Source organism: Streptomyces sp. NPDC052036, from assembly GCF_040680495.1.
GTDB lineage: Bacteria > Actinomycetota > Actinomycetes > Streptomycetales > Streptomycetaceae > Streptomyces.
The window spans coordinates 109,608-125,089 of record NZ_JBFAWW010000017.1 but is presented as its reverse complement, the minus strand read 5'-3'; the positions used below and the strand labels follow the sequence as shown (position 1 = coordinate 125,089).

10 protein-coding genes and 1 pseudogene are annotated in these 15,482 nt (G+C 71.6%); 4 read left to right on the top strand and 7 right to left on the bottom strand.

The window, feature by feature from the left end:
• Nucleotides 1-38 precede the first annotated feature (38 nt).
• Nucleotides 39-1,634 (bottom strand): FAD-binding oxidoreductase, encoded by a 1,596-nt coding sequence (locus AB0L95_RS23610; RefSeq protein WP_365164127.1) that lies wholly within the window; start codon nucleotides 1,632-1,634, stop codon nucleotides 39-41.
• A 74-nt stretch (nucleotides 1,635-1,708) separates the two neighbouring features.
• Between AB0L95_RS23610 and AB0L95_RS23605 the strand changes: the two genes are divergently transcribed.
• Complete coding sequence (locus AB0L95_RS23605; RefSeq protein ID WP_365164126.1) at nucleotides 1,709-2,308, top strand: TetR/AcrR family transcriptional regulator; 600 nt, start codon at nucleotides 1,709-1,711, stop codon at nucleotides 2,306-2,308.
• Nucleotides 2,305-3,900, top strand: coding sequence for a glycerol-3-phosphate dehydrogenase/oxidase (locus AB0L95_RS23600; RefSeq protein ID WP_365164125.1), 1,596 nt, complete (start codon nucleotides 2,305-2,307; stop codon nucleotides 3,898-3,900). Before AB0L95_RS23605 ends, AB0L95_RS23600 begins: the two co-directional genes overlap by 4 nt.
• A gap of 107 nt (nucleotides 3,901-4,007) precedes the next feature.
• Here AB0L95_RS23600 and AB0L95_RS23595 read toward each other — a convergent pair whose 3' ends face one another.
• From AB0L95_RS23595 to AB0L95_RS23570, 6 genes and pseudogenes are all read right to left on the bottom strand, one after another.
• Nucleotides 4,008-4,460, bottom strand: coding sequence for an ATP-binding protein (locus AB0L95_RS23595; protein ID WP_365164124.1), 453 nt, complete (start codon nucleotides 4,458-4,460; stop codon nucleotides 4,008-4,010).
• Between the two features lie 147 nt (nucleotides 4,461-4,607).
• Entirely contained in the window at nucleotides 4,608-7,460 is a 2,853-nt protein-coding gene (locus AB0L95_RS23590) for a hypothetical protein (RefSeq protein WP_365164123.1), read from the bottom strand.
• Nucleotides 7,457-8,569: an AAA family ATPase gene (locus tag AB0L95_RS23585; RefSeq protein ID WP_365164122.1), complete on the bottom strand. Its 1,113-nt coding sequence runs from the start codon at nucleotides 8,567-8,569 to the stop codon at nucleotides 7,457-7,459. Before AB0L95_RS23585 ends, AB0L95_RS23590 begins: the two co-directional genes overlap by 4 nt.
• A gap of 63 nt (nucleotides 8,570-8,632) precedes the next feature.
• Entirely contained in the window at nucleotides 8,633-10,192 is a 1,560-nt protein-coding gene (locus AB0L95_RS23580) for a VWA domain-containing protein (protein ID WP_365164121.1), read from the bottom strand.
• On the bottom strand, nucleotides 10,189-11,613 hold the full coding sequence (locus AB0L95_RS23575) for a hypothetical protein (protein ID WP_365164217.1): 1,425 nt from the start codon (nucleotides 11,611-11,613) through the stop codon (nucleotides 10,189-10,191). Before AB0L95_RS23575 ends, AB0L95_RS23580 begins: the two co-directional genes overlap by 4 nt.
• A gap of 3 nt (nucleotides 11,614-11,616) precedes the next feature.
• Nucleotides 11,617-12,117: pseudogene (locus tag AB0L95_RS23570) on the bottom strand (hypothetical protein); the annotation flags it as partial.
• Nucleotides 12,118-12,643: 526 nt separating this feature from the next.
• On the opposite strand from AB0L95_RS23570, the gene AB0L95_RS23565 reads away from it, so the two are divergent.
• Nucleotides 12,644-13,372, top strand: coding sequence for a hypothetical protein (locus AB0L95_RS23565; RefSeq protein WP_365164119.1), 729 nt, complete (start codon nucleotides 12,644-12,646; stop codon nucleotides 13,370-13,372).
• Between the two features lie 416 nt (nucleotides 13,373-13,788).
• Nucleotides 13,789-15,141 (top strand): cytochrome P450, encoded by a 1,353-nt coding sequence (locus AB0L95_RS23560; protein ID WP_365164118.1) that lies wholly within the window; start codon nucleotides 13,789-13,791, stop codon nucleotides 15,139-15,141.
• Nucleotides 15,142-15,482 lie beyond the last annotated feature (341 nt).

Here is a 15,482-nt window from a genome sequence, read left to right as displayed (position 1 = left end):
ATCAGTCGACGGTACGATCGGATGAGGGTACTGGGGGATCAGTCGACGGGCAGCAGGACGCCGGGGTTGAGCAGACCGGTGGGGTCCAGTCGCCGCTTGACGGCCTGGAGGGCGCCGATGCCGAGGGGGCCGGCCTCCCGGACATACCACTCGCGGTGATCGGTGCCCACACCGTGGTGGTGGCTGATCGTGCCGCCCGCCGCCAGGATCGCCTCGCCTGCGGCGTGCTTGGCGGGCGCCCAGTGTGCCACGGGATCGTCGCCCTGCGCGGAGACCACGGTGAAGTACAGGGAGGCGCCGTTCTCGTAGACGTGGGAGATGTGGCACATCACCAGGGGCGGTGTGCCCGCGTCGGTGAGCGTGGTGGTGAGCGCGTCGCGGACCGAGGCGTACAGCGCGGGCAGCCGGGACCAGAAGGCGGCGGTCTCCAGCGTCTCGGCGAACGCACCGGCGTCCAGCAGCGCGTCCCGCAGATAGGGCGCCGAGTAGCGGCCGTGGGCCCAGCGCTCTCCGGGCTCCTGGCCCAGGTAGGTGCCACCGCAGTCACGCAGCACGGCCGCGGCCTGTTCCCGGCGGTAGACGGTGTCCTCCTCGGTGCCCTCATAGCCGGCGATCGCCACACAGCCCGCGGCCTGCGGCAGGCCGGAGGAGCCGATGGCGTCGGGCTGGGCCAGACCGATCAGCGTCTCCGTCTCGTCCGACAGGCGCAGCACGGTCGGCCGCGGCCCGTCCTGGGCCAGGCGCCGCAGGGCGGCGGAGCCTTTCTCGAAGGAGTCGAAGCGCCATCCCTCGTAGACGCGGGTGTGCGGGACGGGGCGGATTCGCACGGTCACGGACGTGATGACGCCGAACGCCCCCTCGGAGCCGAGGACGAGCTGACGCAGGTCGGGGCCGGCGGCCGAACGCGGGGCCCGGCCCACCTCCAGGGTGCCCTCGGGGGTGGCGAGGGTGAGGCCGAGCACCATCTCGTCGAAGCGGCCGTACCCGGCGGACGCCTGTCCGCTGGAGCGTGCCGCGGCGAACCCCCCGATGGTGGCCCACTCGTATGACTGGGGGAAGTGGCCGAGGGTGAAGCCGTGGTCGTGCAGCAGCGCCTCGGCGTGCGGGGCCCGCAGGCCGGGTTGCAGGGTGGCGGTGCGGGAGACCGGGTCGAGGTCGAGCAGACCGTTCATACGGCGCAGGTCCAGAGCCACGAAGGGGCGTCGGCGCTCGGGGGCGAGGCCGCCCACTACGGAGGTGCCGCCGCCGAACGGGACGAGGGCCAGGTCGTGGTCGGCACAGACGCGCAGCACGGCGAGGACCCCGTCGTGGCCGTCGGGGAGCGCCACGGCCGCGGGGACGTCGCTCAGGTCGCCCTCGCGGATACGGAGCAGATCCGGGGTGGACTTGCCACGGGTGTGCCGGATGCGGGACTCGGCGTCGGTACGCAGATACTCCTCGTCGCCCACGACGGCGAGCAGGGCCCGGTGCGCGGAAGGATCTAGCGGTGAGTCGGGCACGGCGATCTCGTCCAGGGTGACCGGCTCGGCGCTGCGCGGCTTCACCCCGAGCATGTCGCGCAGCAGCCCGATCACCGTGTCGGGCAGCGGCGTAGCCCGGGCCGGGTCGCCCCAGCCGCTCCACAGCATGTCCATGGTGCTTGTCCTTACCGGTCGTCACGAACAGAGCGGTCTCCTGCACAGCCGCAGGGCGCGTTACACTGTTACATATGACGCCTATTCGTCACAACGCTTCGGACAACGATCCGGTGCTCGACGCGGTCCGCGACTGTGTCCTGGCCGTCGGAGTCCGCCGCACCACCCTGACCGACGTGGCCCGCCGTGCGGGTGTCTCCCGGATGACGCTGTACCGCCGCTGGCCCGATGTGCGGTCGCTGGTCGGCGATCTGATGACCCGGGAGTGGATCGAGGCGGCCACCGGCGCGATGCCCGAGCGGAACCAGGTGGCGGACGCACGCACCCTGATCGCGGAAGGGCTGGTGAAAGGCGTGGACGCCTTTCGCCGCCATCCGCTCTTCCGCAAGATCATCGATGTGGATCCCGAACTCCTGCTCCCCTATGTGCTCGACCGGCGCGGAGCGAGCCAGGACGCCCTCCTCGAACTGCTCGCCACCGCCGTCGAGGAGGGCCACACGGACGGGTCGGTACGCCCCGGTCACCCCCAGCGGCAGGCCAGATCCCTGCTCCTGGTCGCCCAGTCCTTCACTCTGTCGCTGCGCACCATGACCGACGAGGACGACGCCGAGCTGGGCACCGAGGCCTTCTACGGAGAACTGCGGACCATCCTCGAGAGGACCCTCACACCATGAGCTCCAGCAGCAGCCCGGCCTCCTCGGGGCAGCCCGCTCCGGGGGCGTCCCTGACCGCCGCCCGCCGCCTGCGCGAACTGGACGAGAGCATCGACGGGCCGCCGGTGGACGTCCTGGTCGTCGGTCTCGGCGCGACCGGCGCGGGCGCCGCCCTGGACGCCGCCGCCCGGGGTCTGACGGTCGCCGCCATCGACGCCCATGACCTGGCCTTCGGCACCTCCCGCTGGAGCTCCAAGCTCATTCACGGCGGACTGCGCTACCTCGCCTCCGCCCAGTTCGACGTCGCCCACGAAAGCGCACGTGAACGCGGCATCCTGATGGAGCGCACGGCCCCCCATCTGGTGCGCGCGCAGCCGTTCGTGCTGCCGCTCACCCCGCTGGTCTCCCGCGGCCAGGCCGCCCTGGCCTGGGCCGGCTTCCGGGCCGGTGACTCACTGCGTCTGGCCGCACGTACGGCCCGGGCCACCCTGCCCGCGCCGCGCAGGCTCTCCGCGGCGGAGACACGCAATCTGGCTCCCGCGTTGCGCGATGCGGGGCTGCGCGGCGGGCTGCTGTCCTGGGACGGCCGCGTCACCGACGACGCCCGTCTGGTCACCGCGATCGCCCGCACGGCCGCGGCGCGGGGCGCGCGGATCCTGACTCGCGTACGGGCGCTGGAACTCACCTCGTCCGGGGCCCGGATACGCGACGAACTCACCGGCCGCGAGGGCGAGATCCGCGCCCGCGCGGTGATCAACGCGTCCGGCGTATGGGCGGGCAGCCTGGTGGACGGGGTCCGGATCAGGCCCTCGCGCGGCACGCACCTCGTCCTGCGCGCCGAACACCTCGGCTTCCTGCCCGCCGGTCTGCACATCCCGATCCCCGGCGAGACCAACCGCTTCGTCCTCGTCCTGCCCCAGGGCGACGGCCGGGTCTACGTCGGGCTCACCGACGAGCCCGTGGACGACGTCCCGGACGTGCCGTCCGTGCCCGAGACCGACATCGGTTTCCTGCTCGACGTCCTCGGCTCCGCGCTGGACATCCCGGTCGACCGCGACGATGTCGTGGGCGCGTTCGCGGGGCTGCGCCCGCTGCTCGACACCACACCGGCCGGTGGCTCCGGCGCTACGGCGAGCACCGCCGACATCTCCCGCAAGCACGCCGTGCTCACCTCGCCGGAGGGCGTGGTCACCGTGGTCGGCGGCAAGCTCACCACCTATCGGCGCATGGCCGAGGACGCCGTCGACGCCGCGGTCGCCGAGCACCGCCTGCCCGCGGGGCCCTCCCCCACGGCCGACGTGCCGCTGGTCGGCGCCGCGTCGCCTCATGCGCTCGCCGCCCTCCGCGCGCCGCGCCGACTGATCAGCCGCTACGGCACCGAGGCACCGGCCGTGCACGCCCTGGCCATGACCGACCCTCGGCTGGCCGAGCCGGTCCTCGCGGGCCATCCGGTCACCCGCGCCGAACTGCTGTGGGCCGTACGCCATGAGGGAGCGCTCGACGCGGCCGACCTCCTGGACCGCCGCACCCGCATCGGTCTGGTCCCCGGCGACCGCGCCACCGCGCTCGAAACTGCGCAGGAGGTACTCGGGGAGGACCTGGGGGGCCACTGACGGGGACGGGGGCCCGGCCGACCGGGCTGTGAGCGGGCGGGGCGAGCCCGGCCGGCCGGGGAGCGGGGGCGAGCGCGGTCGGGCGGACGGGGAGCGGGCGGCCCCGGTCAGGCGGCAGTGGTCAGGTCCGCCCAGTGCAGGGTGCGACGGTGGCCACGGCTGTCGCCGTGGGCCGTGGCGACCTGGTCGACGATGCACAGGCCGCGGCCGTGCTCGTCCGGCCCGCAGCTCGCCACCCACGCGGCCTCGTGTCGGGCCGGTCCGCCGTCGGTGACCTCGACCCGTATCCGTCGCGGTCCGACCTGCAGATGCAGCGTGATCGGCGGCCGCGCGTGCTCCACGGCATTGGTGACCAGTTCCGACACCAGCAGCAGGACCTGCTCGATGGTGGGCTGGTCGATCCGCCGGCGCTCCAGGAAGTTCCGGGCGCGCCGACGGGCCCGCCCCGCGGCCTCGGGGCGGCGAGGCAGCAGCCATGTGCGGCGGTGGACCGCCCGCCCTGCTCCCCACGCGCAGCGGCCCGGCCGGTGCTGGTGCGGGAACGTGTGCGGAATTCCCACGAACCTCACCTCCAACCGAATAAACGTTCGTCTGCGGGGTTCCTATTCCGGCGGACGCCTACGGTCCGCCCTTCCCCGGTCCGTCGCTCGGTCACGGCGGACCAGGGAACGCGGGCGCACTGTGGCGAGGCCACCGCCCCGCGGCGGTCACAAGGAGCCGGCCAGCAACTCCTGAAGCACGACCGCCGTATCGGGGTGGCGTATGAGCAGCTCCGCGCCCGCCGGTCCCGGGGTCGTCGTCGCCCAGGTCTCCTCGCAGCCCAGCAGGTCCGCCACCGCATCGCAGGTCGCCGGGTGGGCGACGAGCAGCGCGGCGCCACGGGCGGCCCCGGCGCGCTCCGCCTGCAAAAGCACCCGTGGACTCGGCTCGGCCCGCCACGGCGGGACCCAGACGTCCAGAGCCGGCAGTCGGCCGGGGAAGATCCGTCCGGCCTCCCGGATCAGCAGCGGAGCCAGCTCGGCTCCGTCGGACCGCAGGGTGGTGATCAAGGTCGGCAGCCAGGGCAGCAGCACCGGGTCCGGCAACCGTGCGAACGCGTTCGACACGGCCTCCACGACGAAGTCGGCCAGCTGCGGAACCGGCTCCAGCGCGTGCAGCAGTCCGCTGAGATACCGCGGATACGCGGGGACGACCAGGGGGTTGTCCAACAGTTCGTCGCACCGGGCCCGCAGTTCCGCCCGGGAGAGGTGTCCGAGCTGTGCCTGAGCCGCCCACAAGAGGGCCGTCTTCGCCGGTTCCTGCGGATGGGACTGCGCGACCGCCAGCTCCAGCTGTGTCCGGTCGCAGCCCAGCGACAGCGCCAGGCTCTCCATGCCGAACAGGAAGCCCATCGTCGCCGCGACCTGGCGGACGGTCGCGTCGTCATCGGTGAACGCCGTCGGCAGCAGGGTGCAGTAGTGGGCGTAGCCCGCCTTGACGAAGGACTCGATCCACGTCGGCAGCACCGGTTCGCTGGTCCGGTAGTGGGCGAGCAGACGCCGGACCCGACGCAGCACCTCCGGCGCACCGTCGACGCCGCGTTCGCTCGACAGCACCTCCAGTGCACGGGTGCCCAGTTCGTCGGCGAGGCGGCGGCTGCGCAGGTACAGCGTCGCGTCCTGCACGGTCTCCAGCACGGTCGCCGCGGTGGCGTGGGGCCCGTACGCGGTGCGCCGCAGACGCTGTTCCAGGACCTGCTCGATACTGACGCCCTCGTAGCCGAGTTCGATGAGCGCTCGCTGGTGGGTGCCGAGCGCCAGGTCCCAGGACTCCTGGATGGGCCGCTCGCCGAGCCGCCGCTCGCCCATGATCGGCCGTGCGGCGCCCTGGGGCATCAGGTGGCGGAGCATCCACAACACGTCGGAGCACTGCTGCAGTTCCGGCCGGGAGGCGATGTCCAGCAGCGCCCGCTGCACACCGCGCTGTCCGAGCTTCATGTCGAGCGGCGCGAGCCGGTCGTGCACATCCCGGGCCAGGGGTGGCAGGGCGTCGTAGCCCACCCGGCCGGTGCGGTCGCCGCCCATCATGATCTCCACCAGGCGGCGCACATCGCGTCGGCCCGGTACGGCGTCCTTCTCGATACAAGTGACGGCCGCGTCCTGGAAGTCGTACGGCGTGGGCCTGGCCCGGTCGCGCATTCCCGCCAGCAGGATCGATGTCTCGAACACCGCGATGGCGTCGGCGGTGGAGGCTAGATAGCCGTTGCGGCGCGCGGCGCGCACGATCTCCACCGACCAGCCGAGCAGTTCGGCCTCGTCCAGCCGGTCGAGCACCGGCGGCCGCTGGAGGAAGCCGGACAGCCTGTCCGCACTGCCGTCGGCCGGGTCGAGGGCGCCCCCTGCCGTGCTCGACCCGGCCGCCGCGGCCGTCGCCGTCTTCCTGGCCGCCGTGGTCCTTCCGGCTGCCGCGGTCTTCTTCGCGCCCGTCTGTCCGGCCAGACGGAACGGCCGTACCCCCGTGCGCTTGAGGTTCTTCGTCCACACCGTGGCAGCGATCGACACCGAGCCGCCCGCGAGACCGAACTGCGCCTCGATCGCCGCGTGGCTGGACGGGATCAGGCCGTGCTGCCACTTGGTGGCGCTGGGCGGGCTGATCTCGAAGGTGTCGGCGCCATGGACGCCGAACTCCGCGACGCGGCTGGCCGCGTGGAACGCGCCGCACACATAGAGGCAGTCGCCGGGGTCGGTCCCGGTCGCCGCCAGGTGCTCGCGCATCCTCGTCCACATGTAGCGCTCGCGGTCCTCGTCGACGCGCACCCGCCGTGGATCCCCGGGCGCGAGCCGCCGGAACAGGCTGCCGATCAGCAGCATGACCTGCCGATAGGTGTCGTGGTCGCTGTCGCCGAGCGGCAGCTCGACGTACTGGTGCCACCATTCCGACCAGTGTCTGACCCGGCCGTGGCGCAGCAGGTGTTCCTCCAGCTCGGCGAAGCGCGGGCGGAGATCGCCGATCTCCACGCCGACCGCGTCACCGTGCAGCGCGGCCTCCTCCTCGGCGGGCGGCGCGTCGGGGTCGGCCGGCTCGGCGGATGCCGCGTCGCGCGGCTCCCACTGGAACACATGGTCCGAGGAACGGTCGACGAGCACCAGCTCGACACCGGGTGTGTCCAGTGCGTAGGCGATCGCCTGGTACTCGGCCGATGCCTCGGTGATCGGCGCGACCACCGACAGCGGCGCCCAGTCGGCCGGGAAGCCCTCCACCTCGGACGCGAACGCCTGCACCGCGACCGGGAGTCGGCAGTTGCGCAGTTCGGTCAGCAGCGGTGCCATGTCCTCGCACAGCTCCAGATACACCACCTTCGGCTGCTTCTCCCGCAGTCGCCGCGCCATGGCGGTCGCGGAGGCCGGCGAGTGGTGGCAGACCGGGAAGATCTCCAGCGGTTCCCGCACCGCTCGGTGGACGTCGTCGACGATGCCGAGCAGGATGCCCTCCAGGGCGTCCGGGCCGTCCGCGAACGTCGCCGCCGCCTGCTGCAGTTGTGTGCGCAGGGCGTCGAACGTCCCCTGTCCCTCGCCGCTCATGACAGGGTGGCGATCGCGTCACGGCCGCCCTCGAGGAACTCCGGCCAGGATCCGCCCTCTTCCTTGCTGCGCGGCTCGACGACTCCGTGCAGGTACTTGTTGAGGATGGCCAGGTCCTCCGGCTCGCGACGGGTCAGCGATCCCACGAGCGAGGAGGCGAGCGTACGGGCGGTCAGTGCCCTCTCGCCGAAGAAGTTGCTGTGCAGGATGGCGTCCTCCAGCACACCGATCTGCTCAGCCGTGGACAGCGCGGACTCCAGCTTCTCGTCGTCGCCGGCGGCCGCGGCGGCCGAGGCGCGCAGATCGGCGAAGCTCTGGAGCAGCACGTCCAGCAGCGTCGGTGGCACGTCCAGCTCGATGCTGTGGCGGCGCAGCAGCTCCTCGGTGCGGAAGCGGACGATCTCCGCCTCGCTCTTCTTGTTGGTCACCACCGGGATGCGTACGAAGTTGAAGCGTCGCTTGAGCGCCGAGGACAGGTCGTTGACTCCCCGGTCACGGCTGTTGGCGGTGGCGATGACGGAGAAACCGGGCTTGGCGAAGACGATGTTGTCGCTGTCCAGCTCGGGGACCGAGATGTACTTCTCCGACAGGATCGAGATCAGTGCGTCCTGAACATCACTGGTGGAGCGGGTGAGTTCCTCGAAACGGCCGATCGCGCCGGCCTCCATCGCGGTCATGATCGGCGACGGGATCATCGACTCCCGCGACTGGCCCTTGGCGATCACCATGGACACGTTCCAGGAGTATTTGATGTGGTCCTCGGTGGTGCCGGCCGTACCTTGCACCACCAGGGTGGAGTTGCGGCAGATGGCGGCGGACAGCAGCTCGGCCAGCCAGCTCTTACCGGTGCCGGGGTCGCCGATGAGCAGCAGACCGCGGTCGGAGGCCAGGGTGACGATGGCGCGCTCGACGAAGCTGCGGTCACCGAACCACTTCTGCGGTATCTCCCGGTCGAGGCCGTCGGCGCGCTCGGAGCCCAGGACGAACAGACGGACCATCTTCGGGGACAGGCGCCAGGCGAAGGGCTTGGGGCCGTCGTCGATGGACTCCAGCCAGTCCAGTTCCTCGGCGTACTTGATCTCGGCGGGGGCGCGCAACAGGTCGGACATGTCAAAGGCCTTTCACAGGGGATGACTGAGAGCGGACAACAGTGCGGGCGACGGGGCGAACCGCTAGGCGAGGAACGTCTTGAGTTCCTGGACGAGTTTGCGGATGTGGCCGGAGAGCACCGGTGTGCCGAGGTCCTTGAAGCGCTCACGGAACCACGGGTTGACGCTGCCGCGGCCGGAGCTGGTCACCGATCCGACCGGGATGAACTTGGCCCCGGAGCGGTGCAGGGCGGACATGCTCTCGAACAGCTGCTCGGTGCGCCATTCGTAGAAGTCGGATATCCAGACGACCACGGTGTTACGGGGCTCGGCGACCTTCGGCTGGGCCAGTGCCATGGCGACCGTGCCGTCGGTGCCGCCGCCCAGGTTGGTCCGCAGCAGGGTCTCGAAGGGGTCGTGCACCCATGGCGTGAGGTCGAGCGCCTGAGTGTCGTACGCGATGAGATGTACGTCCACCTTCGGCAGCCCGGCGAAGATCGACGCCAGGATGGTGCAGTTGACCATCGAGTCGACCATCGAGCCCGACTGGTCAACGACCACGATCAACCGCTGGGGCGTCGTCCTGCGGGCGGTGTGGCGGTAGTAGAGGCGGTCGACGTAGAGACGCTCCTCCTCCGGGCTCCAGTTGGTGAGGTTCTTCCAGATCGTGCGGTCGAGGTCGAGATTGCGGAAGACACGCTTGGGCGGCACCGAACGGTCCAGGGCACCGACCGTGGTCTTCTCCACCTGGGTGCGCAGAACCTCCGCGACCTCGTCGACGAAGCGGCGGATCAGTGCCTTGGCGTTGGCCAGGGCGACGCCGGAGAGGTTGTTCTTGTCGCGCAACAGCTGCTCGATCAGCGACATGCTCGGGGTCAGCCGGGCGGCGAGCTGCGGGTCCGCGAGGACCTCGCGCAGATGCATCCTCTTGACGAGGTCGGCCTCTACGGCGCCGAGTTCCGGGCCGATCGCCGGGATCAGCCGGCTGAGGTCGGGCGTCGTACCGCGCCCGCCCGAGCCGGTCGGACTGACGCCCGGGCCCGCTGCGGCGCCTCCCGCAGGACGGCCGCCGCGCAGGTCACCCGGCTTGCAGCCGAGTGCGCGCTCCAGCCAGCCCGCGTCGGACTGCCAGCGCGACAGCTGTGCGGCGGTGACGGTGCCGGAGCCCGGGGCGAAGACGTTGAGCAGCACCTTCGACACCAGTGTCGCACGTCGTACCTCGGCCGCGCGGTCGCGTGCGCCGTCGTCGTCGCGCTCGGGGACCATGAGTCCCTCGAACTCGGCAGCCAGCTCCGGATGGCGCTGCACGATCGAGTCGACGGAGGCCGCCGGGTCCAGCAGCGCGGGCGGCAGGCCGATGTCCTCGACGACGGCGACACTCGCCGATTCGAGCGTGGTCTGCTCCTCGTGGTCGAACAGGCGGGCGAGGAGTCGCCAGTACAGGACCTGCCGGCGGCTCTCGTGGCTCGTCGCTCCGATCGTCTCCTCGGTCGTCTCCTCGGTCGTCTCCTCGGCCGCCTGCCCTGTCGCCTGTCCGGCCTGCCCAGCCGTCCGGCGGATCTCCGCGGTCGTCTGCCCGTTCTCCGCCGCCGTCTGCCCGTCGTCCGTTTGTCCGGTCGTCCGCGCGTTCGTTTGCTCGGTCATTTCCGCAGCAGCCTCCCCGCGCGCTCCCGCAGCGCGGCGACGGCGTCGGTGGCGGCCTTCTCGGCCTTGGCAGCGGCCTTGTCGGCCGTACCCCCGGCCCACGCCCCGGCGTGCACCGCCACCGCCTTCTTCCGTACGGCCGTCTCGACGGCCAGCGGCTGCACGCTGAACGCACCATCGTCCCAGCGCAGCAAGCCGATACAGGCACTCGACCTCGCCACGGCCTCGGGGCCGAGCGGCCCGGCGTCCGGAGCGCGGTCGGCATCGACGGCGAGCCGGTGACCGGCGACCTCGAACGTCAGCGCGTCGTCGTCCTGGTGGACGCTGTAGCCCTCCAGCAGCACGGGAACAGCGATACGAGCCGGGTGCCGGTCCAGCGGCGCGGCCTCGGCGGCGGTCGCCGTGGACAGAGCGACCCGGGCGGCGGCGAAGGCGTCCGCGGGCTCACCCGGGCGGCCGTGCTCGTCACTCCAGATCAGGTCGCCCTCGGCGGTGATCGGCATGTCCACGAGGTCCATGGAGCGGCCCTCACCGAGGGCGGCCAGCAGCGACATGTGCGGTCGCATCAGCTGCCAGACGCCCGCTCCGAGGACCGTGTCCGGCTTCGGCACCGACACACTGGCACGCACCAGGCGGGGCGCGCTGCCGTCGGCGGGTTCGAGGACCGCGTGGACCTGGGCCTGAGCGGCGGTCGCGTGTTCGTGCACATCGACGCCGAGGGGCAGTAGGCGTCCGGTGGCCGTACCCGCCATGGGTGTGGCGGTGGCCTGGGGCAGCGTCAGGAGCATCGCACGCGACCACAGGTCTGCCCAGCGACGTACGGGAATCCGTTCGAGGGAGGCGCCGGGGCAGGAGGCTGCCAGTTCGGCGGCGAAGCCGTCGAGGAGGGTGCCCAGGCGGCGCAGAGCCGGGTCCGGAAGCATCGCGGAGACTACCTGTGCCGCCCCGGAGACCATGTCGTGGTCGATGCCCTGCCATCCGGCGCGCGCCAGATCGGTGAGCCAGGAGCGGGCGGCGGCCGGCAGGTTCGCCGTCGGCCGGGCATCGGCCCCGGGGACCGTCTCCGTCTCGCCGCGACCCCGGCCGGTCGTCTCCGTGACGCGCGCCATGAGGGCGTCGTGCACGGCTCCGAGCAGTGCCGTGCGGGCGGCGGCGAGGGCCACGAGGTCGTCCTCGCCCGCGGCTCCGGCGGCGGCCTTCCCGGCCGCCTCGGCGGTCCTGGAAGCCAGTGGTGTCCCCGCGGTGGCCCGGGCGAGTTCGTCCAGGCCCGCGGCCTGGCCGGGGTGCGGACGGAGCAGTCCGCCCACGAGAGCCTGGTCGAAGGCGTCGACGGCCGCGAGGGCCTCGTCCAGTCCGGCGATCGGCTCGGCGAGCAGGTAGGCGCGCTCCCCCGCGCTCGAAGCCTGCTCGCTCGGGGACACGTCCGCCGCGGCCCTGGTCGGCGGGAACCACTGCATCTCGGGCAACGGCACGGTGGACGGGGCCAGTTCCAGATAGGCGAGGTGGCGCAGGAACCGGCTGAAGACGGCGGCGGCCGCCTTGGCGTCCGCCTGCGGGGGGCGGGTGCCGGTCATGACCGAGGCGACGGTGTCCGCGCTCCGTTCCGCCTCCGTGACGTCCACGCGCAGATAGCGGGCGACGCGCTCGGCGCCGTACTGCAGCACCGCCTCGTTGATCAGGGCCCGGATGTGGTTGCAGAACGAACCCCGTGCGCCGCCGCAGGGACGGTTGTTGTTGGTGCTGCAGGCGAACGCGTAGGTCCCGGCCGCGACCGACGAGACATACACCCGCTCGATGTCCGAGCCGCTGGAGACCACTCCCTGCAGACGTCCGTCGGCCAGCTCGACGAACGGCACCTTGGCCAGCTTCCGCGGCCGCGCGGGTGGTGTCACCCGTGCCGTGCTCGACTTCTCCCAGACCGACAACGCACCATCTCCTTTGCCTTTAGGGGACGTCCACGCCAGATCGGCGGGACACGGCTGAACTTAGTGGCGACCACTGACAACGCCCTCGTGGAGCGGCTCGCCGCCCTGATTGGCCCGCCGACACACCCCGCCACGGGGGCAGGACCTCCGGCCTCGCAGGCGGCCCTCGTCCGGGTGCCACGGTGGTCCGGCGGCGCGTCGGCCACCGGGGAAACGCCCCCTGGGGAACGCCTCGGCTCAACTCCGGGCGCTCACCGCTCCCGTGCCCGCATGGAGGGGGTACACCACCACAGGGCGCCCGGCACACCCGGACGGGCTAGCCGGGCGCCTGGAGTCGGGGATCCCGCCGGGCGGCTGTCACCACGAGGAACCGCTGTCGGCCGCACCCGGGATGGACCAGGCCACCGCGCGATCTTCGGCCGGTTCGCACACGCTGATCCCTGGGGCCGGCCCACGCGGACATCCGCTCGACAGGCAGATCCGCCCCTCCCGCCGTCCCACGACCCCAGACAAGGGAGCACGCGCAATGGCAGTCACGACGGACGCGCTCATACCGGCGCTACAGGACGCCCGGAAGACCCACGCCGCCCTCATCCACATGGTGCGGGCGGATTTGGCTGTCACTCCCGCACATCCGCACCGCCACACACTGGAAGACCTTCTCGCCGACGTACGCGAGCACATCGACCGTATCGACGACCATGTCCGCGTTCTGCGGCCCCGTCGGCTGCTGAGCGACACGACCGCCATCGTCCGAACGCTCGCGTCGGTCGCCATCCGCGCCGCGCGCATCCCGCTGGAGGCCGGTGCGATGATCGCGGACGGTGTCCTGCTCGGCGGCCGTCCGGCAACCGACCGCCAGATGCTGAGGATCACGGAGTGCGAGTACGCCGCCGCCGCACAGTCCCTGGCGACCTGCCGGGCCGGTGAGAGCATCGCGGCGCTCGCTGGTGACGAGGAGGCCATGGACCTGCTCGGAGCACTGCGCCAGCGGGACGAAGCGATGCTGCGGACCCTGGAGAACCGCCTCGAACAGCTCGCTCTGACCCTGGCCGAGGCAACGGCGCGCGGCGGCCGGTCGACCCGTACCTATGGCCCTGCCACCCCGGCGCCGGCCCATCTGACCGGAGTGCAGAGCCATCAGACCTGGTCCGGTCAGCACGAGCCCACGGACAGCCGGTTCGGCTCCGGCGCACCGGGTACGGGGCTGCGGGCGGCCGAGGCGGCCGTACCCGTGGCGGGAGCGGGTCAGTAACGGTCGGCGGGCAGCGCACGAGGACAGCCGACCGACCGGCTGGGAACGAGGCGCCACAGTGCCGCCGCACAGGCGGCGAGGCAGGTCGGCTTCCCGTGCATCGCCCTCGTGGGGCCCGCCGACGGGGCCCATTTCACATGCGATGCCCGCCGCACGGTCGGCACGCCGGTCAGAAATTACGATAAAAAGCCAATCAATCCCACGAGGCTCCGGGGGGAATGCCAAAGACATATAAGCCTCCTTTCCCAGAATGCGCGACCACGGCAAGTCCAACGGCATTTACAGGCACAGCCCTTTACGGCCGCTCGCTGCCGCCGTTACGATATCCAAGGGAGCCCAAGCGTTTCCGATCCGCCTTCCTCTCGTCCCAGATCCGGAGCGCATCCCTCCGCGGGAGAGCATGGAACGGAGTCATCGTGGCCAGTAGTCACTGGACCGGCGCCCTCGCTCCCGTCGCCCAGGGCCGATGTCCGGTCCTCGGTCATCTGCCACAGCTCGCGGCGAGCCGCTCCCGGTTCTTCGATTCCCTGCGCCCTCAGGGCGAGGTCGTCCAGATCCTGCTCGGCAGTCGGCCCGCGTTCGTCCTCAACTCACCGGGCGCCGTGCACGAGAGCCTCACGGACAAGAGCAGAGACCTGGGCAAAGGGCTCCTCTTCCAAACGGCGCGCCCTTTCATGGGCAATGGCATCGCGCTCTCCGAAGGAGCATTCCACCGGCGTCAGCGCCGCATTCTCCAGCCGGGCTTCCACCGTGCCCGGATCGCCGACTACGCAGCCACCATGGCCGCCCTCGCGGAGCAGACGGCCGAAAGCTGGCGCCCGGGGTCCGTCGTCCAACTCGACGAGGAGATGCGCCGCCTGGCCACGAGCGTCATCCTCCAAGTCCTGTTCGCGTCGTCGCACGAGATCCCCCGCGACCTCGCCGTGATGGGCGAGAAAGTCCCCGCGTATCTGCATGTGCTCACCAAGGGGATGTTCCTGCACACGGTGCTCCCCGCCCGAGTCGCCGCGCTTCCCACGCGCGGCCGGCGCCACTTCTTCGCCGCCGCCGCCACCCTGCGTACGCTCGCCGAGCGCGCCGTGCAGCACGCCAGGATCCATGCGGGCGACGGCGATCTGCTGTCCCTCATGCTGGGGCGCGCGGGCGCCACCACCCCCGCCATGACCGACGAACAGGCGCGCGACGAACTGCTCACCCTCCTGATCGCAGGAGCGGAGACCACCGCCACCACGCTGTCCTGGGCACTGCACGTCCTCAGCACCGACCCCAGAGCCCAGGAACGGATCGGTGCGGAGGCCCGCGCCGTCAGCCTCGCCACCGAGCCCGGTGCCGCAACCCCGTACACCGACCGCTTCCTGACGGAGGTCCTGCGCCTGTACCAGCCGAACTGGCTGATGATGCGGCGCACCACATGCCCGACGACCATCCGCTCGGTACGACTCCCCGAAGGCGCCGAGCTGATCCTCAGCGCGGCCGCCCTGCACCGCGACCCGGTGTCTTTTCCCGATCCCCTGCGGTTCGACCCGGACCGCTGGCTGTCCCGGACCGAGCGTGACCTGCCGCGCGGCGCCTACATCCCGTTCGGGGCCGGGAACCGCAAATGCATCGGCGACACCTTCGCCTGGCACGAGATGCGGATCACCCTGGCAGCCATCATGACGCGATGGCGGCTCCACCCGGTCCCCCGGCACCGCGTCCGTGCCGTCGAGCATGTGCAGATCCGCCCCAACGCACTGCCGCTGCGGGTCACTCGGCGCGGCAGTCACTGACGCCAGCCGAACCCCCGACCCGCCGACGACCACGGCGCCCGCCGGGTCCTGAACACACAGAAAACCCCGCCTCCGGAGTGTCCGGAAGCGGGGTTTCGTCGAGCGCCGGGCAGGCCTTGCACCTGCATCTCCCCACAGGAAGCGGGGCGTCTTTCCTTGGACCACCAACGCATGAGCCAGGGCACCGAAGTTCAGCGCCGTTCACTAGATCCAGTGTATCGCACGCGCGCGGTACACCGCACCGCCAGGGCTGATCGGCGGGAGCAGAGGGTTTCAGCTGACGACGGCTCGGGAACTGGGGGACGCATGACGGGTTCCTCAGGCCCGCCCCCGCACGAACG

What these genes read in the sequence shown, in the direction of transcription:
- AB0L95_RS23565 (WP_365164119.1), top strand. Translation starts at nt 12,644, where the DNA reads ATGGCAGTCACGACGGACGCGCTCATACCGGCGCTACAGGACGCCCGG.
- AB0L95_RS23580 (WP_365164121.1), bottom strand. Translation starts at nt 10,192, where the DNA reads ATGACCGAGCAAACGAACGCGCGGACGACCGGACAAACGGACGACGGG.
- AB0L95_RS23585 (WP_365164122.1), bottom strand. Translation starts at nt 8,569, where the DNA reads ATGTCCGACCTGTTGCGCGCCCCCGCCGAGATCAAGTACGCCGAGGAA.
- AB0L95_RS23590 (WP_365164123.1), bottom strand. Translation starts at nt 7,460, where the DNA reads ATGAGCGGCGAGGGACAGGGGACGTTCGACGCCCTGCGCACACAACTG.
- AB0L95_RS23600 (WP_365164125.1), top strand. Translation starts at nt 2,305, where the DNA reads ATGAGCTCCAGCAGCAGCCCGGCCTCCTCGGGGCAGCCCGCTCCGGGG.
- AB0L95_RS23610 (WP_365164127.1), bottom strand. Translation starts at nt 1,634, where the DNA reads ATGGACATGCTGTGGAGCGGCTGGGGCGACCCGGCCCGGGCTACGCCG.
- AB0L95_RS23605 (WP_365164126.1), top strand. Translation starts at nt 1,709, where the DNA reads ATGACGCCTATTCGTCACAACGCTTCGGACAACGATCCGGTGCTCGAC.